The sequence below is a fragment of the Tardiphaga sp. genome (assembly GCF_028290495.1).
Classification (GTDB): Bacteria; Pseudomonadota; Alphaproteobacteria; order Rhizobiales; family Xanthobacteraceae; genus Tardiphaga.
Window position 1 is genome coordinate 1 of sequence record NZ_JAQGJT010000191.1, and the last position, 2,841, is coordinate 2,841.

General features: G+C 66.3%; 1 protein-coding gene. It reads left to right on the top strand.

Going from position 1 to position 2,841, the window contains the following annotated elements; translation table 11 throughout:
* Positions 1–23 precede the first annotated feature (23 nt).
* The coding region (locus tag JWQ24_RS27820; protein WP_299815626.1) for a condensation domain-containing protein at positions 24–2,841 on the top strand (2,818 nt) is incomplete at its 3' end.

Sequence of the window (2,841 nt, forward strand, 5' to 3'; positions counted from 1 at the left end):
TAGGCGGGGACAGCATTTTGTCGATGCAGGTGGTGGCGCGGGCGCGTCTCGCCGGGGTGGTTTGTCGGCCACGCGATGTCTTCGTCGAGCAGACCGTGGCCCGGGTGGCCCGGGTGGCCCGGCCGCCCCGGGTGGCCCGGCTGATCCAGGCGGCCGCCGCTGCGGGTGCCACGTTTGATGAGGGCGTCGAGAAGGCGGTGGCGACCCCGATCATGCGCTGGCTCCACGAGGTCGAGGGTCCGGTTGATCAGTTCAATCAGACGGTGGTGCTGCAGGCTCCCGTCGGCGTGACCGAGTCCGATGTGGTGGTGCTGTTGCAGGCCTTGCTGGATCGGCATGCCATGCTGCGGGCGCGCGCCGACGATGAGGGTGGCAGGGGCTGGTCGTTGACGGTGCCCGAGGCGGGTTCGGTGCGTGCGGGCGGGTGCCTGCAGTCGGTGGAGACGCTGTCTGATGCGGCGGTGGTGGATGCGCGCTCGCGGCTGAACCCGGCCGCTGGTGCGATGCTGTCTGCGCTGTGGGTGGGCGCCACTAGCCAGTTGATGTTGATCATTCACCATCTCGCCATCGACGGGGTTTCGTGGCGGATTCTGCTGGAGGACCTGAACATCGCTTGGGTTCAGCATCGCGGCGGGCAGCCGGTGGTGCTGTCGGCGCCCGGTACGTCGTTTGGCCGGTGGTCGTCGCTGCTGGCCGAGTATGCACGCGAACCGGAAGTCGTGGACCAGGCGGACGTGTGGCGGCAGGTGGCGGCGGCACCGACGGTGTTGCCAGCGGTGGAGCCTGGTGTGGATACCTATGCCAGTGCTGGGAAGCTGTCGGTGGAGTTGGATGCCGAGACGTCCCGGATGCTGCTGGGTGTGGTGCCCGCAGCGTTTCACGCTGGCGTGCAGGACATTTTGTTGATCGCGTTCGGCTTGGCGGTGGCGGAGTTCCTGGGCGCCGGTGCTGCGCCGGTTGGTATCGATGTGGAAGGTCATGGGCGCCAGGAGGAATTGGGCGCCGATGTGGACTTGTCGCGCACGGTGGGCTGGTTCACCACCAAGTACCCGGTGTCGTTGGCCGTGGGTGGACTGTCGTGGGCGCAGGTAGTGGCCGGTGAGGCGGCGCTGGGTGCGGTGGTCAAGGATGCCAAGGAGCAACTGCGGGCGCTGCCGGACGGTTTGACCTATGGTGTGCTCCGCTATTTGAATCCCGATGTCGACCTGGCCGGGCCGGATCCGGCGTTCGGGTTCAACTATCTGGGGCGTCTGGGTGCTGCGGCCGCGGAACTCTCCGACGATTTCTGGCGGATCAGCCAACAAGGCGCGGCGGCTGCCGGCACCAGCCAGGCTGTCCCGCTAACGCTTGCGCATGCCATCGAGGTCAATGCCAGCACCGCTGACACCGACTCCGGCCCGCATCTGCAGGCCAACTGGGCGTGGGCGCCCTCGGCAGTTGAGCAGGAGCAGGTCAATCGGCTGAGCCGGCTGTGGTTCGAGGCCCTGGCCGGGATCTGTGTGCATGTGCGTCGCGGTGGCGGCGGTTTGACCCCCTCCGATATCGCGCCCGCACGGCTGAGGCAGCAGCAGATCGACGAGCTATGCCGGCAGTACCGGGTCGCTGATGTCCTACCGCTGACCCCGTTGCAGCAGGGGCTGCTGTTTCACGCCAGCGTCGCGCACGAACTCCACGACGATGTGTATGCGGTGCAGCTGGACATCGGGTTGAGCGGCCCGCTTGATCCGAACCGGCTGCGCGATGCGGTGCACACCGTCGTCAACCGCCATCCCAATCTGGCAGCCCGATTCTGCGACCGGTTCGATGAGCCGGTGCAAGTCATCCCGGCCGATCCCTCGGCGGCGTGGCAGTATGTCGAGCTCGACCCAGGCGTGGATGGCGAGGAGCAGATCCAGCAGCTGTGCGCCGCCGAACGCGCCGCGGTCTGCGACCTCGCCAACCCGCCGGCCTTCCGCGTCGCGGTGATCCGCACCGCAGCAGATCGCCACCGACTCGTGCTCACCAACCATCACATCTTGATGGATGGCTGGTCGCTGCAGATCCTGCTGCGGGAGATCTTCATCAGCTATTACGGGCATCGGCTGCCCGCGGCCGTGTCGTATCGCAGGTTCGTCAGCTGGCTGGCCGGTCGAGACACCGGTGGCGCACGCGCCGCGTGGCGTGAGGTGTTGGCCGGTTTCGACACCCCTACCTTGGTGGGTCCGCAGGATCGGCTGGGGATCGGGCCGCGAGACTTTCAGTCGTTCCGGGTGTCTGAAGAGGCCACGCGGGCGGTTAACGAGCTGGCGCGTTCGCACCACACGACAGTCAGCACCGTGCTGCAAGCCGCCTTCGCGCAGCTGCTGTGCTCGCTGACCGGCCAGCACGATGTCGCCTTCGGCGCCGTGGTCTCGGGTAGGCCGGCCGAGGTGACCGGCGCGGACTCGATGGTTGGCCTGATGATCAACACGGTGCCGGTGCGGGCGAACATCACCCCAACGACCACCACCACAGACCTGCTGGAGCAGCTGCAGAACGCCCACAACCACACGCTCGAGCACCAGCACCTGGCACTCAGCGACATACAGCGCATCGTCGGCCAGGAACGATTGTTCGACACGGTTTTCGTGTACGAAAACTATCCGACCGGTACCGCCAGGTTGGAGCGCGTCGACGAGTTGGTCATCACCGAGTCGAATGACCGCGACTATTACCACTACCCGCTTACGATCCAAGCCGCGCCGGGCCGCGAACTGGGACTTCGCCTTCAGTTCCGTACGGATGTATTCGACGCGGCCACCGTCGAAGAACTGATCGAGCAATTCAAGCGGGTGTTGGTGGCTATGACCTCCGATCCCACAC